Consider the following 15,373-nt stretch of genomic DNA (forward strand, 5'->3'; position numbering starts at 1 on the left):
CCTTTGCTGGTTGGTGCGGCCATGTATCCGACCTTTAGGTGCGGCCTTTCATGTGCCGCTGGCCATAATGCCATTCGCGCGGCTCAGGTCCCGATCGAAAGCTCGCACTAGAAGTGCACGGCCCCAGTGGGTTTTCCTGATCCGGCGGTTTCAACCGGCTTTGTGCATTAGCTCCTGTCCGCCCTTTCCAACTTCGTCGGCGACTGCTCGCCTTGTCTCAGTTTATGCGATGACCGGCTCTCTGTAGCGCTCGCCGTTCGTCATCAATGCCCAAACCATCCGGGCGGTCTTATTGGCCAACGCAACCGCCGCAACCTTGGCTGTTCGCCGCGCCATCAACTGCACAAGCCATGGCCTCCTCGTCCCGTTCCGTTCGGCATAGCGGATGACCGCCATTGCGCCGACAACGAGTAATTGACGCAGGTAGCGATTGCCAGCCTTTGAGATGCTGCCAAGCTTCTCTTTTCCCCCGCTAGAGTTCTGCTTCGGCACGAGTCCGATCCAGGCCGATAGGCAGCGCCCCGACTTGAATGCGTGAACATCGGCGACGGTCGCAACGAACGCACTCGCCAGTAGCGGGCCTACGCCGGGAATCTCCATCAACCTGCGACCAAGCTCGGTCTCTCGCGCACTCGCCCGCACCCTTCGATCATTCTCCAGGATCTGCGCCTTCACGACCCTGAGCTGCGCCTCGAGCATGCGCAGGCATAGCCGCGCGTCAGCAGGTATCCTGGCGTCGTTCTCGTCGTTGACGACCACGAGCAATTGTTCGATCCCATTCCGCCCGATCGGCGCCACGATCCCGAACTCGGATAGGTGCGCTCGCAACGCGTTCGATATCTGTGTCCGCTGGCGGTTGAGCATCAACCGGACCCGGTGAAGCATCATCACACTTTGCTGCTCGGGTGATTTCATCGGCACGAAGCGCATAGTCGGCCGTGTCACCGCCTCGCAGATCGCCTCTGCGTCTGCAGCATCATTCTTCTGCCGCTTCAGATAAGGCTTCACATACTGTGCCGGCAGCAGCCGCACATCATGGCCACGTGCATTCAGTTCTCTCGCCCAATAGTGCGACGAGCTGCAGGCTTCGATTCCGACCAGGCAACGTGGCAGGCTCTCGAAGAATGCCAGCACGCGCCCACGCGTCAGCTTCCTGCGAAAGACAACCTCACTCGCCGCATCCACCCCGTGGACTTGAAACACTGACTTCGCAATATCCAGACCAATCGTCGTAACGTTGCCCATCATAGATCTCCTCCAGCTCTGGCCCCACGATCATACCGCAGGGCGGGAGGAGAGCCGTCCACCGCATCAGAAGCTGACCGACTGGTTTTAGGTCAAGGTGCGAAGAAGCGGGCACTCGACCTACGATCCCATCTCGGACGTATTCCCTGTCAGCAATAGCTCCGAAATTCCAACGCTCAGGTGCATCACCAAAGCGGCCGCGCTGCGTCACAAAGGGACGTTGCAGGTCACCAAACTTGACGCTAGGCTGGCCAAAGCCGACACTGAGCAGAGAAAGACAGGAGCACTCAGTGGGAGGGTGCGACTCCGACTCTGAGATGGCTATCAGCTCGCTCCGAACCGAGTTGACAGCGGCGCGCGAAGAAAATCAGGTGCGCACTGCGGAGGTCGCCAATCTCCTTGAACAGCAGTCTGCGACGAGTGCGATCCTCAGGGTGATCGCTGCATCGCCGACCGACATCCAACCGGTCCTGAATGCGGTCGCGGAAAACGCCGCACAACTCTGCGACGCCTATGACGCGGCGATCTTTCTGCGGCAAGGGGAATCGCTGGCCATTGGCGCACACCACGGGCCGATCCCCATCGACTTCGCCACTTTTCCGATCACGCGGGAGTGGGTCACCGGCCGCGCGGTGATCGATCGGAGGCCGATCCACGTGCATGATCTGCTCGCGCTGGAGGGCGAATTCCCTGCAGGCCGATCGATGGCGCTGCGGCTTGGTCACCGGACAATTCTCGCCACCCCTTTGCTGCGTGAGGACGAGGCCATTGGAGCGCTCGTCATTCGCCGAACGGAGGTCAGACCGTTCAGCGAAAAACAAGTCGAGCTACTCAAAACTTTCGCCGATCAGGCCGTCATCGCCATCGAAAATGTCCGCCTCTTCGAGGAGGTGCAGGCGCGCACGCGCGATCTCGGCGAGGCGCTGGAGCAGCAGACCGCGACCGCCGATGTGCTTAAGGCAATCAGCCGGTCGGCCTTCGATCTTCAACCGGTACTGCAGACGCTGGTCGACTCGGCAATACGCCTGGCTGGGGCGGACATGGGCGCAATCACATTGCGCGTTGGCGATACGCTGCGGTTCATGGCAGGCGGCGGACAGGCTGCCGAGCTGCATGCCTACGAACGAGCTAACCCACATGTCGTGGGACGAGGGACGTTCCAGGGCCGCGCCGCGCTGGAGGGATTGACGATCCACGTGGCGGACGCGCTCGAAGACCCAGAATACGAAAGACCCGAAGCGGCAATCATGGGGAGTTTCCGCGGAGTACTTGCTGTTCCGCTGAAGCGGGGTCAGGAGACCATCGGCGTATTCGGCATGGGGCGTCGGACGATCGGGCTATTTTCACCACGTCAAGTCGAACTGGTCGAGAGCTTCGCCGACCAGGCGGTGATCGCCATCGAGAATGCTCGTCTGATCGAGAAAGTCGAGGGGCACAATCGTGAACTGGCCGAGGCGCTGGATCAGCAGACGGCGACGGCCGAAGTGTTGAAGACGATCAGCAGTTCGGTGTTCGATCTCGATTCCGTGCTGCACACGCTTGTGAAGTCCGCGTCCGACCTCTGTCATTCCGGGATGGGCTACATCTATCTGCGCCAGGGCGACGTGTTGCAGCCGACGGTACAGATCGGATGGAGCCAAGAATTCCAAGACCACATGAACAACCTCCCGGTCACGCCGGGCCGGGGCAGCATCGCCGCCCGTGTTGCCCAGAGCGGGTCCGTAGAGCAGATTGCCGACGTTCTCGACGATCCGGAGTATACCAATATCGAAGGCCAACGGCTCGGCGGCTTCCGCACCCTGCTGGGCGTTCCGCTGATGCGTGACGGCGCCGTGACCGGCGTCTTCGTCCTCGCCCGCTCGTCGGTCTCGCCGTTCAGTACGCGCGAAATCGAACTGGTGCAGACATTTTCGGATCAGGCGGTCATCGCGATCGAGAACGTGCGGCTGTTCGAAGAGGTGGAGTCCCGCAACCGCGACCTAGCCGAGTCGCTGGAACAGCAGATGGCCACCGGCGCGATTTTGCAAGTGATCGCCGGGTCCCCTACGGACATTCAGCCTGTGCTGGACGCCGTCGCTGAAAGTGCCGCTCGGCTCTGCGACGCCTATGACGCAACGATCTATCTGCTGCGCTCCGACAGGCTGGCAGTGGGAGCGCATCACGGACCAATTCCGATTGACGGTGCTGGCTTGCCGGTCGCGCGCGACGTGGTTACCGGCCGCGCCGTATTGGATCGGGTTCCGGTCCACGTTCCCGACCTGACCATCGCTGGAGAGGAGTTTGCAACTGCCCGAATGATGGCTCAACGTCTTGGTTTCCGCGCGATTCTCGCCACTCCGCTGTTGCAGGAAGGAAAAGCAATCGGAGCGCTTATGATCCGGCGCATCGAGGCGCGGCCCTTTAGCGACAACCAAATCGGCCTCCTCAAAACTTTCGCCAACCAGGCCGTCATCGCAATCGGCAATGTGCGGCTCTTCGAAGAGGTACAGGCGCGCACCGCCGAGCTTGGCGAAGCATTGCAGCAGCAGACCGCGACCGCGGATGTACTCAAGGTCATAAGCCGCTCCGCATTCAACCTGCAGAGCGTCCTGCAGACACTTATCGATTCTGCAGTGAGGCTCTGCGGTGCGAAATTGTCTGGCATCTTTATGCGGGACGGCGACGTCTTCCGCCTTGCGGCAGGCTACGAGCAAACCCCGGAGTATCGCGCGTATGAAGAGGCGAATCCGAGTCCGATCACCCGACAATCCTGGGTCGGCCGAACAGCACTCGACAAGGCAGTCGTCCATATTCCGGATGTTACCAAGGACACCGAACATGGCCTTCCCGAAGCTCCGCGACTCGGAGGTTATTCGGCTGTGCTCTGTGTACCGCTAATGCGCGAAGGATCGGTAATTGGCGTCTTCGCAATGACGCGACCTGAACCCGGGGCCTTCACCGATAGCCAGATCGAACTTGTCCAGACCTTTGCCGACCAGGCCGTAATTGCGATCGAGAACGTCCGCCTTTTCGAGGAGGTGCAGCAGCGGACACGGGAGGCCACAGAGGCGCTGGAGTACCAGACGGCGACCAGCGATGTGCTCAGCGTTATCAGCCGCTCGCCCACCGATGGGCAGCCAGTGTTTAATATGATCGCGCAAAGCGCCGCCCGTCTGTGCGAAGCACAGTTCTGCTTTGTCTACAGATTTGACGGCGAGCTTCTCCATTTCGTCGCGCACTACGGCATCACCGAAGAAAGCGTTGAGATCGTGCGCAACACCTTTCCCGTGGCACCTACTCGCGGCAGCGCTGCCGAACGGGCAATTCTATATCTTGACGTGGCGCAGATCCCGGACCTCACCCTGGATAGTGAATTCACGCATCGCGCCGCAGCGGCTTTTTCGGGCCTGCGCAGTGCTGTCGCCGTGCCGATGCTGCGTGACGGCCTGCCCATCGGTTGCATAGCAGTCGGGCGTGCTGAGACGGGCTTTCTTGCCGCTAAGCAAGTCGAACTTCTGAAGACCTTCGCCGACCAGGCCGTGATCGCCATCGAAAATGTCCGCCTGTTTGATGAGGTCAAGGCGCGGACTGCGGAGCTAAGCGAGTCGCTGCAGCAGCAGACGGCAACGGCGGATGTTCTGAAGGCGATCAGCCGTTCCACATTCGACCTGCAGCCGGTTCTCGACACGCTGGCAGAATCAGCGGCCAAGCTGTGCGACGCGGACACGAGCGTCATCTTCAAGCGCGACGGCGATCTCTACCGATGGTCGGCCAACTTCGGCAATTTGCCTGAAGCCGCGGCTTTCGCCAAAGCCAATCCCTTCGCCCCCGGTCGCGACAGCGTCACCGGAAGGGTGGCCCTCGAAGCCCGCGCCGTCCACGTTTCGGACGTGCTCGCCGACCCGGACTACGGGGCAACGCAGCTTCAGAAGCTCGGCGGCTACCGAACCATTCTATGCGTTCCGATCTTGCGCGAAGGCGTGCCGGTCGGAGTGTTCGCGCTGACGCGGTCACAGGTGCGGGACTTCACGCCGAGGCAGATCGAGCTTGTCGAGACGTTTGCCGACCAGTCCGGCATAGCGATCGAGAACGTACGGCTGTTCGACGAGGTGCAGGCGCGTACCCGCGAATTGTCACGCTCGCTCGAAGATCTGAGGACCGCGCAGGACCGCCTCGTGCAAACGGAGAAGCTCGCCTCACTCGGCCAGTTGACCGCCGGTATCGCCCACGAGATCAAGAACCCGCTCAACTTCGTCAACAACTTCTCAGCGCTCTCGAGCGAGCTCATCGATGATTTGAGCAGTGTGCTGGCCGGAGCGCCTTTGGAGGCATCCGTGCGCGAAGAGGTCGCCGAGCTGACGGCCATGCTCAAGAGCAATCTCGACAAGGTGGGCCAGCACGGCAAGCGGGCCGATTCCATCGTCAGGAACATGCTCCTGCATTCGCGCGCGGGTTCAGGAGAGCATCGTCCGATCGACATCAATGCCGTCGTGGAGGAGAGCCTGAACCTTGCCTATCACGGGGCGCGCGCCGAGAAGCCGGGATTCAACGTCACGCTGAGGCGGAATTTCGACCCGCAGGCGGGGGATGTCGATCTCTACCCGCAGGAGATCACGCGGGTGCTTCTCAACCTCATCTCCAACGGCTTTTATGCAACGGCCAAGCGCAGCGCCGCGGCGAAACGCACGGGCTATGAGCCGACGCTCTGCGCCGCCACCAGGAGTCTCGGCGACCGTGTCGAAATCAGGATCCGCGACAACGGCACTGGCATTCCGCCGGAGGTGAAGGAGAAGATGTTCAATCCATTCTTCACGACCAAGCCAGCCGGCGAGGGCACCGGGCTCGGCCTGTCGCTCAGCCATGACATCGTCGTCAAACAGCATGCCGGCACGATCGACGTCGACAGCCAGCCAGGCGAGTTCACCGAGTTCCGGATTGTGCTGCCGCGCGCTGCGGCCTCGCTCGCAAAATCGGGAGGTGAAGTATGAGCCTCCTCATCCTGGTCATTGACGACGAGCCCGACGTCGAGCCGCTGTTTCGCCAGCAGTTCCGCCGCGACATCCGAGCCAGCCGCTTCACCATGGAGTTCGCGCAATCGGCGGTCGATGCGTTGGAGCAGATCGACCACGCCAAAGGGGTGACACTGATCCTGGTGCTGTCCGACATCAACATGCCCGGCATGAGCGGGCTCGAGCTGCTGCCCAAGATCAAAGTGCTGCGGCCCGACGTCCCGGTCATCATGATCACCGCCTATGGCGACGCCGAAACCAAGCGCAAGGCGCTGGAGGACGGCGCCGAAGCGCTGCTGACCAAGCCGATCGACTTTGCGGCGCTCAGGCAACAGATCGAAACGCGGCTGGGAATGGTGGCGTGACGGCGCGCATCCTCGTGGTCGACGACGAGCCCGACCTTGAAGTCTTGATCGTCCAGAAGTTCCGGCGTCAGATCCGCGACGGCGCGGTCATTTTCCTGTTTGCCAGCGATGGTGTGGACGCCCTGTCCGTCATCGACGGCAACAGCGACATCGACATGGTGCTGTGCGACATCAACATGCCCCGTATGGACGGCCTTTCGCTGCTGGAGAAGCTGCAGCAGGCCGAGGGGCAGCAGCTTTCGACGGTCATCGTCTCCGCTTACGGTGATATGGCCAACATCCGCACTGCGATGAACCGCGGCGCCTTCGACTTCATCACTAAGCCGATCGACTTTGCCGACCTGGAGACCACGATCGCCAAGACCTTGAAGCATCGCGAGGTGCTGCACGAGGCGCATAGGCGGCAAGCGCTCGCGGAGCGCGCGCATGCATCGCTGTCGCGCTACTTCTCGCCCAATCTGGCCGAGCGGCTGGCCGGCGACGCCGACGGGTCGGCGCTAGCCGGGCAGTGGCGCGAGGTCGCCTCGCTGTTCACCGACATTACCAGCTTCACCACGCTGGTGGAAACGATCGACCCTGCCACGCTAGGCGCGCTCCTCAACGACTATTTGGCCAGCATGACCAACGTCGTGTTCGCGCATGAAGGCACCGTCGCCAAGATCGTCGGCGATGCGCTGCATGTGCTGTTCGGTGCGCCTGGCGAGCAGCAGGACCATGCGGCGCGCGCGGTTGCCTGCGCGCTCGAACTCGACGCGCTGTCGCAATCGTTCCGCGATAGCTGGCGCGACAAGGGCGTCGCGGTCGGTACGACCCGCATCGGTGTCCATGCAGGTCCGGCGCTGGTCGGAAATTTCGGCGGAGGCCGCTTCTTCGACTACACGGCCTATGGCGACACCATCAATATAGCGGCTCGGCTGGAAAGCGCCAACAAGCAGCTGGGCACGCGCATCTGCGTCAGCGCGAGCGCCGCTGCGAGGGTCGACGGCTTCCGCGGACGGCCGGTCGGCGATCTGATGCTGCGCGGCAGGGCCGAGGCGCTGCGCGCGTTCGAGCCTTTGTCGTCAAAGCAGTATGATGATCCTTCGACAGCCAGCTATCTTGAAGCCTTCGGCAGATTGGAGGCCGGCGATGCAAACGCGCTTACGGCTTTCGCCGCGCAGATCGGCAAATGTCCGGACGACCAGCTCGCCAGCTTCCATCTCAAGCGGCTGCTCAACGGCGCCAAGGGAACGCGGATCAGCCTCGACTGATCTTTGCGTCAGTCGCGACCGCGACCGTCAAGCCTCGTTGCCGGCAATGTCTGCTTTCACGAGTTGGCAAAGGTGCCCCTCAACGGCCGACAAGAGGCGCAAAGCTGCCGTCGAAATCGGACCTGCGTACGCCGCGATCCATTGTCCGGCGCGTTGTCCAGACTAAACATTGTGGCTGATCAAGCGGCTCGCCACGATCGCAGCTCGCTCGCATCCTCAGGGATATTCACGCCGCTTCCGTAGCCCAACGAGACGCAAAACACCTGTTGGCAGAGGCCAAGACGATCTTGAAGGCCATCTCGATTCCTGCGAGCTTCTCACTGTCAACGGAAGGCACACCCATGGCACATAAGTTCGAAATCTATAAGGACAAAGCTGGCGGGTTTCGCGTTCGCTTCAAGTACAATAGCGAGGTGATATTCTCGACCGAGGGCTACGCAAGCAAATCCAGCGCTCAGAACGCCATCGACCCGATCAAGAAAAATGGCCCCAGTGCGCCGGTCGAAGACAATAGCTGATCGCCTTCGAGGCCATACAACGCTGCGACAATTCCGAAGCTGAGCATATTGGCTTCGAAACAGCTTCGATCGGGACTAGCACTTGTTGCGCTAGGGTAAATGAGGCCTCAGCTCCCAAGGCAATCCTCGGCAAATAGACTTCACTAGACCTCTGCTACATTTAGGAGCATCCTCTCCGCTGGGGAGTGGGGTGTGGATAGGTCTCGTTACGACAATCGTTCTCATCGCTGGCGCAAGCGCACTGGAGCAAAACACTCCCGTGCACTGCGGTGGGCAAGTGTGCCCCGACGGTTGATCTTCGTCACCGTTGCCGCAATCGGGGCCCTCGCTATTGAGACGGTCTTTCTGCATAGTGACCGCTTGCCCGACCTGACCCCTTCCAACTGGATCGAGCCAAAGCCTGCCCCCCTGACCGGCGTGGCGTCCGTCATCGACGGCGACACGATCGAGATCCACGGCCAGCGCATTCGATTCAACGGGGTCGACGCGCCAGAGAGCAAGCAATATTGCGACGACGCCAAGGGCTTCGAGTATCCATGCGGTCGGCGATCCGCCGAAGCGCTGGATAGTTTCCTGGCCGCCTCGCGGCCGGTGCAGTGCACTTTCGTGACTTGGGATCGCTATCACCGCTTCGTCGGCGACTGCCGGCGCGCCGACGGCGCGAGCGTGGCGGCCTGGATGGTAGAACATGGCCAGGCGCTCGATTGGCCGCACTACAGCAACGGCGCCTACGCGCCGCAGCAGGCCAACGCCAAGGCGGCGAGGCTTGGTCTATGGGTTGGCAAGTTCGACGCGCCTTGGGACTGGCGCGCATCGCATGGCGACGGGGCTGCGCCGTCGAGCCAGCCGTTCGGCATCATCAGTCGCAAGCTGGTCGCGCAAAGCGGCGGCCTTTCGTGCGAGCCCCGGCGGTACTGCTCGCAAATCAGCTCCTGCGAAGACGCCCAATGGTACCTGCACAACTGTGCGTGGGGCCGCAAGCTGGATAGGGATGGTGACGGGGTAGCGTGCGAGACGCTTTGCTAGGGAGGGGTTCATGGATGACAAGTTTTACAACCGCGTCGGCGGCGATCGTATTTCTTCGCGGCAGATCGATGAGTTGATTGGGTTAGCGCGCGGCGTCGCTGCAGACGGAAGTATCAACAAGGCGGAAGTCGAGTTCTTTCAAAAATGGCTGGCCGCGAACGTCGAGATTAGCGATCAGCCGATCGTCCGGACCTTGTACCGACGGGTCAATAAAATCCTTGCGGACGGCGTGCTCGACGCCGATGAACACACTGAACTTCTCGATACGTTGAACAGCTTCTCGAACCGAGATTTCGAACTTGGTGAAGTGTTGAAGCCGACCACCCTGCCCCTTTGCAATCCGCCTCCGCATTTGACCTTTGAAGGTCGGTCGTACTGTTTCACCGGGACGTTCAATTATGGCCAGCGAAAATACTGCGAGCAGGCCATAGCGGATCGTGGCGGCCGCGCCGGCAGTTTGACGCAAAAGACCGACGTGCTCGTGATCGGTGCGTACGCCACAGAGTCTTGGAAGCACTCATCGTTTGGCGACAAGATTTTCAAAGCGACCGCCTGGCGCGACGAGGGGTTGCCAATCTCGATTGTCGCCGAGAGCCATTGGGTCGGTTTTCTCTGACTTCGTCCGTGGTTTGGCAGCGTCTAATACCATCAGCACTCTATTCGACCGAGGTGGAACGATGCAGCACAATGCGTTCAGCGATCAGATCCGCCTGTCTCGGCGATTTGCAGGTCGCTTCATTACGAGCGTGCTCGCGCTCGCAGTTGCAACTGCAGCTGGGTGCACCTCCATAGACTACCAGAAGCTTACCACCGGTGAGTTATCCGGCAGCTTGTTCGTGATGTGGGTCGGTGAGGGCAACAATTCCGGTGACGGGAGTTTCCTGTTCGTGCCCGACCCTCATGATCCCTTGATCTTCCATCGGGCAGATCCGGCAGCACCAGGAAGCACGATCAAGCCAGGCCTCATGTACACGGACGGCGGCTCAATCCCGAAGATCGCGCAGGTCTTCAAAGGGCTGTCGCCTTGGGGCTACGCCCCAGCCTACATGGTCCACGACTGGATCTTCATTGCGCATCACTGCATCGTTGACGGGAGCACGGAGAAGAGGTTTGATCAAATTCGCGGGATTGGCTTCAACGACTCCGCTGCGATCCTCGGTGAGGCAATCAAGGCGTTGATCGTGACGCGCCAAGTCGCGCCGAACGATGTCGCACCCACTGCCATCACGGCGGCGGTGGGAAGCGCGGTTGCCAAGAATCTTTGGGACGAGAAGGGAGCCTGCAAGTCGCTGCAGGTGAGTGCAAAAGACATTGCTTCCGCAGAGGCAGCGATACCGGGCTCCACATCCAAAGCTCAGAACCTGAGGACCTTCCAAATACCAGAAGCCGTCACACCTTCGATCCGAGCAGTGAAGCCAGCGAAGATCATCGCTCGTCTGTCCTTCTGACCTGAGCGTCGAGCCAACCCATGGCGGCCGGCGTGCGGCGACTGACCGTCGAAACAGCCGTCATGGGCGATCGTCGCGGACCTAGCGCGCATGGCGGCCCGTATCGGACGAGTCCGCTTTCAGCAGGCGTCATAACCCAATTGAATGACCCAAAGGAGGCGCAAAGGCTGCCGTTCACCTGGGCAAATTGTGCCCGTGCCCCCGAGTTGGCCACACAGTATGGCGCAAAGCTAGTATGTCCCATAGACAGCCTGAATGGCCGTTTGAGACCCGACTGATACTTTGGCTGTATGCGGCCGCGAAGTTCGAAGGGGGTCCTAGAGTGCAAAAGAATAATCTTGCTTCGTGGATGCGCCATGACGCTGCCTGTGCGGGTCAATCTGGGGATGGTGCGGAGACCTTCACAGGTAGCGCCACAGGTTACACAGACGTGCCGGCAACCTGACCATCACCAGCAACAAAGGGCGAAAGTGCAAAGGTGACTTCGTCTAGGTAAACGGCCGTCAAGGCAGCGGAACCTTCACTCTACGATCGAATGCGGCTGGTGGTAGGAAGGTATCAACACGGCGACCCGATCCTCAGTCACGCGCTTGCGCACGGCCGCGGTGATCGCGACCTCGTCGCCGACTTTGATGCCGCCCTTCGCGCTACGATAGCCGCAGCTGGCTGCGCATCCGCCAGATCGAGGCGTTCACCGCTTTTCTCGAGGCGCGCAACTATCCCTCGGTCTTCCCCGACTTCAACATCTGCCGCGACCGCACTGACGAGCAATTCTCAGTCGTCATCGCCGACCAGGGGCTGGAGCATGTGCAGCGGCCGACGGCGTCGTTTCCAGCATCGTCTTGCGGCCAAAGCGCTGGACGACGAAACGGCCGGCCTTCTGGCCCGGAATCTCGATCAGGTTATAGGTGATCCAAGACAGCAGGCTCACCGTCGGCACGACAATGAGAAGGACGATCGCGAAGCGGAGCGGCGCCACCAGATCGTGGCCATATTGCGTGATGACGAAAGCCGCGACCGGTTGGAGAACCAACAGATGGATCAGGTAGATGCTGAAGGAAAGCTCTCCCATCAGATGAAAGAACCGGTTGCCGAGCGTCGTGGCTATCCTTGCTGCCACGACGCCCGCCATTCCCGGCAGCATCCGATAGAGAACAAGAGCAAAGAAGCCCATCACCAGCACTTCGCGTATCAGCAACTTTCCCAGCCCATATTCGCCGCCATAGGGCAGCGCCGCCAACAGCATGGCCAACGCCAGATAGAGAATGGGCCGTGGCCGGCTCGCATGCAGAACGCCGGCCAAAAGCATCCCGCACAGGAATACCTGCATCTTCAGCGCCAGGAACGACGGCATCGGAAAATGCACCGACATTTGCCCCATCGCAAACACGACGAGGCCGCCGAGCGCCGCGATCAGCACGGCGCTCCGTATCCAGCCGAGCCTGCGGACAAGCAGCATGACGGCCGGAAAGACCGCGTAAAACTGCATCTCCAGCCCCAGGCTCCAGTCGGGAAGCGGCGTGCGGTAGGCGAAATTCGGCAACAGGCCAAACAGGAACAGAAGATGGGCGACGATGTTCTTCAGGCCGCTGTCGAGGTAACGCTCGGGCGCCTGATGCGATCTCAGCAGGAAGTCGTCGATGACCGTCCTGGATTCGTAGAGATAGGGCCCGAGCGCCAGCGCCAGGAAAAGCATGACATAGAACAGCGGCGCTATCCTGAAATAGCGGCGCGTCCAGAATTTCAGCCAGGTCTCCGGCCTTTGCCAAGGCTCGTTGTCCTGGCGAAGCTGGTAGTGGAACACCATCAGGAAACCGGACAGCATGATGAAGAGATCAACGCCGAGATCCGGTTCGCCCAGGATCGGAACACGCCAGCCGGTCAGAAGCAGACAGTGCCCGACAAGCACCCACATCGCGGCAAGCGCCCGAAGCCCGTCCAGGCATTCGACACGGGACCGGGTCATGCCGAACTCCTTGAGAGCGGGAGCTTCAGCAATGCAAATCGTTCACCGAGGCAGGCCGGTGGCCGGGATGATGCTGACACGCCAAAAACCTTGTCAGAAAACCCCGCCGCGAGGAGTTTCGAGCAGGTGCGCCGATATCGCAATGCAACAAATTTTACGCAGTGCAACATGAGTGGAGGTTTGAGGCGATCCGGGTGGAAAGGTGGAAGGCCGGAACTGCCGATCTTCCCCTAGTGGCCCTCGTATCATCGCCGCTTCACCCGCCGGGCATGCCGGCGCCAATATCACCAGTTCCAGAGCCGTGCAGGGGCAGTGAGTGCCAGCAACGCCGGCGACCAATGGTCGAGCTGGCAATCGATCTCGGCTCGGTCCTCGGGGCGCAGATTGGCGGCGATGTAGGAGAGACCACGCAGCGTGGCGGCGATGATGCGGCTGGCCATGAGCGGGCACGCGTTTTTTCCGGGCAGCCTTGGAGGCCTTGACCGGCATCGCCGCCAGTGACCTACTTCGATCATCGAACGTGCACGTTATAGGCTATACGACTGGAGGAGACGGGCGAATGGACATTCGATCGACGCTGACGGAGCTATGCGACGCCTTCAACGCCCACGATCTCGATCGCATCATGGCGTGCTTTGCCGACGACTGCGTCCTGGAGATGCCCAGGGGCAACAAACCATGGGGTTCCCGCCTCGAAGGCAAGGCAAATGTCCGAGACGCGCTGGCCACACGTTTCGAAGGCTTGCCCGATGTTCACTATGGGAATGGCGAGCATTTCGTGGATGCGGCAAACAATACCGGCATCTCGAAATGGCTCCTCACCGGCACTGCCCGCGACGGAACGAGAAAGGAAGTCCGCGGTTGCGACTTCTACACGTTCCGCGACGGCAAGGTGATCCGCAAGGACTCGTACTGGAAGATGGTCGAGTAGAACGGCGCGTGCCTCAACTCTAGGCGGTCCACAATTCGCTCCGCTGATCGTTCGCCACTAGGACTCCGTATCCAAACTTCAAAGGCCGCCAAGCCTGCAGCGGTTAAGATCGACGACTCCAACGCACTCGGCAAATCGGCACCGATGAGCGCGAAGGCGACACGAGCGACGATGGATGCTCACCCGGCCGGACCCGAACCGGGGCCTTTGGCGGCATCACTGTGCCCAACGAACAGGTTTACACTCCTCACAGTCCGGTCTGCGGAGCACAATTCGATTGCGCCCTCTTTCCTTCGCGAGATAGAGCGCTGTGTCGGCGTGGCGCTGTAGCTGCTCCGGTGAGATGGCCTCGTCCGCGGCCTGCATTGCAACTCCAACGCTGAGAGTAACGCGGCGCGCGCGAGTGCCCGGGTTGGGAATGGCTGCGGCCTCAACGCTCTTTCGAATGCGTTCGGCCACGGCGCTCGCCTCTTCCTCCGTCACCCCGGGCAAAAGCACGAGGAACTCTTCGCCGCCGTAGCGGGCCACGTGATCCTGATCGCGCCTGATGTTTTCCTGGATAATCCCAGCGACCTCGACCAGGCAGCGGTCGCCTTCGGCATGGCCGAGGTGATCGTTGAGCTTCTTGAAGTGATCGATGTCGCACATGAGCAGTGCGGCACCGTCGAGGCAGCGTTTGTCGCTTCCCCAGATGCGGCTGAGCGTTTCCGTCATCCAGCGCCGGTTGGCGAGGCCGGTGAGCGGATCGGTCCTTGCCAACAGTTCCAACCGCTGGTTCGCCTTGGCCAGTTCGGCAACCCTGCGCCGATCGCGAAGCTCAAACAGGAAAGTCTTCTGCGCCAGAATTGTCATGATGCGTCGCGCGGCGACTGTTGCGAAGATACCGCTGGCGAAGAACAGCGTCCCAGCGGCCGCGCTCCCATGTTCGATGGCGGGGTTCTGCAGCTGAAACACGAGATACAGCCCGAGCGCCAGCCCGGCGATGGCCACCGTCCAGGCCAGCGGGATACCGAAAATGATGATCGCGGTAATGGCCACGAACAACATGACATTCAATTGCCGTTCATAGAACTCGCCACCAGCGCTTACGCCGACCAATGCGACCGACAACAAGATGAGAAACATCCCTGTGATGAGCGAGGACGCTTCGACCCACGGTGCCTGCGGTTTTCGCCAGAGAAGGACCACGGCCATCGCGACGGGAGGAATGATTGCGGCCGGCAGAAGCATGCGAGTGGCGACCGCGCCTGGAAGGATCACCATGTTGACCGTCAGGGTGAGCACATCCAACAAAGCCACCCAGATCATCCATGCACGTGATCTTCGCGGTCTGTGACCAGACACGCGCCCTGAACAGGCGCATGATCTCGCCTTTGAGGCGGATGTGGCGCGTGCGGCGAGCCGGAAGCTGGTCAACTTCTGCACCTATGGCGGGGTCGGACTGCTCGTCGGAAGGCACCAGATTTGACACAACCTTAGGCCTTTTGGCCGCTTTCCCCTAACGGTTTTCCAACCAAGCGCGGTGGCGGAACAGGCAAAACATGTCCGGTCTTTCTAAAGATTTGCTTTCCAGTTGAACGAAAATCCCATTCATCCGTGCCTGTCTCGTGAATAGGGTTCAACCGTTCGGGCTCGC

At 60.9% G+C, this 15,373-nt stretch carries 11 protein-coding genes and 2 pseudogenes; 9 read left to right on the top strand and 4 right to left on the bottom strand.

Annotated elements, in window-relative coordinates:
* Positions 1 to 222 precede the first annotated feature (222 nt).
* The gene (locus tag EN857_RS16380; protein ID WP_127392972.1) at positions 223 to 1,245 is read right to left on the bottom strand and encodes an IS110 family transposase; all 1,023 of its coding nucleotides are present in this window, start codon (positions 1,243 to 1,245) and stop codon (positions 223 to 225) included.
* Between the two features lie 317 nt (positions 1,246 to 1,562).
* On the opposite strand from EN857_RS16380, the gene EN857_RS35755 reads away from it, so the two are divergent.
* From EN857_RS35755 to EN857_RS35760, 8 genes and pseudogenes are all read left to right on the top strand, one after another.
* Positions 1,563 to 6,212 (top strand): GAF domain-containing protein, encoded by a 4,650-nt coding sequence (locus tag EN857_RS35755; RefSeq protein ID WP_245509055.1) that lies wholly within the window; start codon positions 1,563 to 1,565, stop codon positions 6,210 to 6,212.
* Positions 6,209 to 6,598 (top strand): response regulator, encoded by a 390-nt coding sequence (locus EN857_RS16400; RefSeq protein WP_127392970.1) that lies wholly within the window; start codon positions 6,209 to 6,211, stop codon positions 6,596 to 6,598. The genes EN857_RS35755 and EN857_RS16400 overlap by 4 nt, the downstream gene beginning before the upstream one ends.
* Positions 6,595 to 7,848, top strand: coding sequence for an adenylate/guanylate cyclase domain-containing protein (locus EN857_RS16405; RefSeq protein ID WP_128273065.1), 1,254 nt, complete (start codon positions 6,595 to 6,597; stop codon positions 7,846 to 7,848). Before EN857_RS16400 ends, EN857_RS16405 begins: the two co-directional genes overlap by 4 nt.
* A 341-nt stretch (positions 7,849 to 8,189) precedes the next feature.
* A complete protein-coding gene (locus tag EN857_RS16410; RefSeq protein ID WP_127392778.1) occupies positions 8,190 to 8,366 on the top strand; it encodes a YegP family protein in 177 nt (58 codons plus the stop codon).
* Positions 8,367 to 8,657: 291 nt separating this feature from the next.
* Positions 8,658 to 9,392 (top strand): thermonuclease family protein, encoded by a 735-nt coding sequence (locus tag EN857_RS16415; protein ID WP_245493263.1) that lies wholly within the window; start codon positions 8,658 to 8,660, stop codon positions 9,390 to 9,392.
* A gap of 10 nt (positions 9,393 to 9,402) precedes the next feature.
* Positions 9,403 to 10,008, top strand: coding sequence for a BRCT domain-containing protein (locus EN857_RS16420; RefSeq protein ID WP_127392776.1), 606 nt, complete (start codon positions 9,403 to 9,405; stop codon positions 10,006 to 10,008).
* 61 nt (positions 10,009 to 10,069) lie between these two features.
* Positions 10,070 to 10,840: a hypothetical protein gene (locus EN857_RS16425; RefSeq protein ID WP_135858878.1), complete on the top strand. Its 771-nt coding sequence runs from the start codon at positions 10,070 to 10,072 to the stop codon at positions 10,838 to 10,840.
* Positions 10,841 to 11,488: 648 nt separating this feature from the next.
* Positions 11,489 to 11,668 (top strand): annotated as a pseudogene (locus tag EN857_RS35760) (SAM-dependent methyltransferase); the annotation flags it as partial.
* On the opposite strand, the gene EN857_RS16435 reads toward EN857_RS35760, so the two are convergent.
* Positions 11,622 to 12,806, bottom strand: coding sequence for an acyltransferase (locus EN857_RS16435; RefSeq protein WP_127392774.1), 1,185 nt, complete (start codon positions 12,804 to 12,806; stop codon positions 11,622 to 11,624). The pseudogene EN857_RS35760 and the gene EN857_RS16435 overlap by 47 nt on opposite strands.
* A 284-nt stretch (positions 12,807 to 13,090) precedes the next feature.
* On the bottom strand, positions 13,091 to 13,246 hold the full coding sequence (locus EN857_RS34780; RefSeq protein ID WP_187331265.1) for a hypothetical protein: 156 nt from the start codon (positions 13,244 to 13,246) through the stop codon (positions 13,091 to 13,093).
* A 119-nt stretch (positions 13,247 to 13,365) separates the two neighbouring features.
* Between EN857_RS34780 and EN857_RS16440 the strand changes: the two genes are divergently transcribed.
* Entirely contained in the window at positions 13,366 to 13,737 is a 372-nt protein-coding gene (locus tag EN857_RS16440; RefSeq protein WP_127308800.1) for a nuclear transport factor 2 family protein, read from the top strand.
* A 216-nt stretch (positions 13,738 to 13,953) separates the two neighbouring features.
* Here the strand turns inward: EN857_RS16440 and EN857_RS16445 are convergent.
* Positions 13,954 to 15,208, bottom strand: a pseudogene (locus EN857_RS16445) (GGDEF domain-containing protein).
* Positions 15,209 to 15,373 lie beyond the last annotated feature (165 nt).

Origin of the sequence: Mesorhizobium sp. M4B.F.Ca.ET.214.01.1.1 (assembly GCF_004791545.1) — a bacterium.
Classification (GTDB): domain Bacteria; phylum Pseudomonadota; class Alphaproteobacteria; order Rhizobiales; family Rhizobiaceae; genus Mesorhizobium; species Mesorhizobium abyssinicae.